This window comes from Photorhabdus viridis (assembly GCF_040256935.1).
Lineage (GTDB): Bacteria > Pseudomonadota > Gammaproteobacteria > Enterobacterales > Enterobacteriaceae > Photorhabdus > Photorhabdus viridis.
In genome coordinates, this window is sequence record NZ_JBEJZY010000124.1 from 1 (window position 1) to 2,167 (window position 2,167).

4 protein-coding genes and 1 pseudogene are annotated in these 2,167 nt (G+C 37.9%); 4 read left to right on the plus strand and 1 reads right to left on the minus strand.

Translation table 11 applies throughout. The annotated features are described in order from the left end of the window. Positions 1-241: 241 nt before the first annotated feature. The 4 genes and pseudogenes from ABR397_RS22315 to ABR397_RS22330 all read left to right on the plus strand — a co-directional run bounded on the left by ABR397_RS22315 (position 242) and on the right by ABR397_RS22330 (position 1,839). Positions 242-520, plus strand: a complete 279-nt coding sequence (locus tag ABR397_RS22315) for a hypothetical protein (protein ID WP_350307628.1) — start codon at positions 242-244, stop codon at positions 518-520. Then, on the plus strand, positions 520-813 hold the full coding sequence (locus ABR397_RS22320) for a hypothetical protein (protein WP_350307629.1): 294 nt from the start codon (positions 520-522) through the stop codon (positions 811-813). The genes ABR397_RS22315 and ABR397_RS22320 overlap by 1 nt, the downstream gene beginning before the upstream one ends. 85 nt (positions 814-898) lie before the next feature. Then, positions 899-1,465: pseudogene (locus ABR397_RS22325) on the plus strand (RHS repeat-associated core domain-containing protein); the annotation flags it as partial. A gap of 17 nt (positions 1,466-1,482) precedes the next feature. Next, positions 1,483-1,839, plus strand: coding sequence for a hypothetical protein (locus ABR397_RS22330; protein WP_350307631.1), 357 nt, complete (start codon positions 1,483-1,485; stop codon positions 1,837-1,839). A gap of 48 nt (positions 1,840-1,887) precedes the next feature. Here ABR397_RS22330 and ABR397_RS25520 read toward each other — a convergent pair whose 3' ends face one another. Continuing rightward, a complete protein-coding gene (locus tag ABR397_RS25520) occupies positions 1,888-2,025 on the minus strand; it encodes a DUF7706 family protein (protein WP_157297614.1) in 138 nt (45 codons plus the stop codon). Between the last annotated feature and the right edge of the window lie 142 nt (positions 2,026-2,167).

The window sequence follows — 2,167 nt, forward strand, 5'->3', positions numbered from 1 at the left end:
GTTGATATGTTCTTTAACAGGGCGGGAAAAAGTGGCGAAGAAAAAGGCTGCTAAATCAGGGGGAAAGGTCCGCTCAACTGTATGATGGCGTCGGGATAGTGCCTAAGATCCTTTGGGGTTAGCCGGCGGAGTAAATCTTTATAGTTACGTGCATAATCCGACGGGTTGGATCGACCCTCTAGGGTTGGCTGGGTGCCCTTCAGCTAACGAACCTAATTGGACAAACCATGGATACAAACATGTGCCCCCCAAAAATGCCTCTTGGAAAGATATTGTCAAATCAACGAAATCTGGACCTGCCAAATATAAACCAGAAATTAACATCGAAGCATTGGAACGTTCTGTTTATAAAACTGGTCAACCAGTTACAAATGGTAAGCCTTGGAAAGTTCAAGATATGGGAGAAATTATCGGGGCTAGTGAGGGTAAGCCAAGTCAATGGATAAGAGTTGAATATAGCGGCGGTACTATTCACGGACATCCAATATCTCTAAACGAATTTAAGAAGCTGACAAAATAATGAACATTGATTTTTCAGAGAAGAGTGGGGTGATCATTTTTAATGATTTTTCTATTAATGATGATATTCCCCTTGAGAATCAACTTGATGAATTAAAAGAAGATATGTTGCAGGTAGAATTTCCTAATGGATATCTTTTGGATATAGGCTGGAGACCCTCATTCGAAATTGATGGGCAGTTTAAGTTGGCGTTAATTAAAGACTTTAACTGGGAAAGTCCTGTTTATTTAGATTCAGCAAGCAATTTATTTGAACTAGAAGAAAAGATTCAACTAGCAATGTACAAATTATAATTGGTGAAATCTAACAGCCGGAAAGATCCCCAGTGCTCTTCCGGCCTTGTTCTGCTTGACTCTCAATAAAAAGCGGAATCTTGCCTACAATTTGCGATCCTGTGGTCAATACGAAGACAAGGAAAGCGGTTTATTTTATAATCGGCACCGTTATTACGAGAGTGATACAGGCCAGTACTTATCGCCAGACCCTTTGAATCTTAGTGGCGGATTTAACCCGTACAGCTATGTCCATAATCCGGTCAATTGGATTGACCCGTTAGGACTGACTGGATGTTCAGCTCCTAAGAAATGGGATATTGACAGCTATGGGAACTTAAGGGATTCAGTTAAAGGAAAAAATTTAGCACTTGATTCCCATCATGTTGGTCAAAAAGCAATAATGAAAGATCTAGTGAAGAATTATGATCCTAAAACGGGGCCATCAATGCTAGTTCCTAAAGTTGGACATACAGTTTCTAAAGATGGATTAGGAATTGTATCTAGAAGCCGAATAAACCCAGCAACAGGTAAAGAATTTATTAACGCAAGAAGTGTGATTGCCAGAGATATAAAAGAGCTAAGAAGAGTTTACCCAGAAATCCCAAATAGTAAGCTTAAAGAGCTTATTAATATGAATAAAAATATGTATCCAGAAGTTAGATTTAAATGAATTTAAAAGGTAACTATATGAAAAATGATGAGAAAATAATAGAGTCTATTTTTAGTGAATTATTTGATGACAACTTACCCCGTTATCAGAATAGTTTAACCAGTCCAATAGATAATAATAATGATGATGATGTGTATGCTAAAGCCAGAAAAGCATTATCAAAATTAGATGAACAAGACAAAACAGCTATTTTCGATTTCTTCAAGGTAGTAATATCTGACACATCATCAACTATATTTGGAACCATTGATGGTTCTCACTTTCCACCCAATATAGATGGTGATTTTACGTTAACTTATGAAGACGAAGAAATACAAGGAAGTTTACAAGACTTATTCATAGAAAAAGCTGAGAATAAAGGTATTTTTAATTAAAAAAGTAAGGCTGAAAGATCTTTTGAGATCTTCCGGCCTTCTTGTGATCTACCGTGGCGCATACCCACGGTAAGCCAGAGCGGATTGAAGCTTAGAAATCGCATCCTTAATCTGATACGCTTCCTCGTCATTCACGGCACAGGCGCGTATCTCTGCCCAGTTCAACCGCTTAACCAGTTGCGCCAAGGACAGTTAATGGCATTTAATCGAAAATTATTAACCGTTAATAGCAAGTTGAAAAGAAATTAGCACGTAAAAGGATATCATCCGAACAGATGGATATCAAACGCTTTATCGCCGGTTATTTAACAGCGTCAGCAAAGATAAA

Bases quoted from the DNA above. Each gene is read 5' to 3' on its own strand.
- ABR397_RS22330 (WP_350307631.1), top strand. From the start codon at position 1,483: ATGAAAAATGATGAGAAAATAATAGAGTCTATTTTTAGTGAATTATTT.
- ABR397_RS22320 (WP_350307629.1), top strand. From the start codon at position 520: ATGAACATTGATTTTTCAGAGAAGAGTGGGGTGATCATTTTTAATGAT.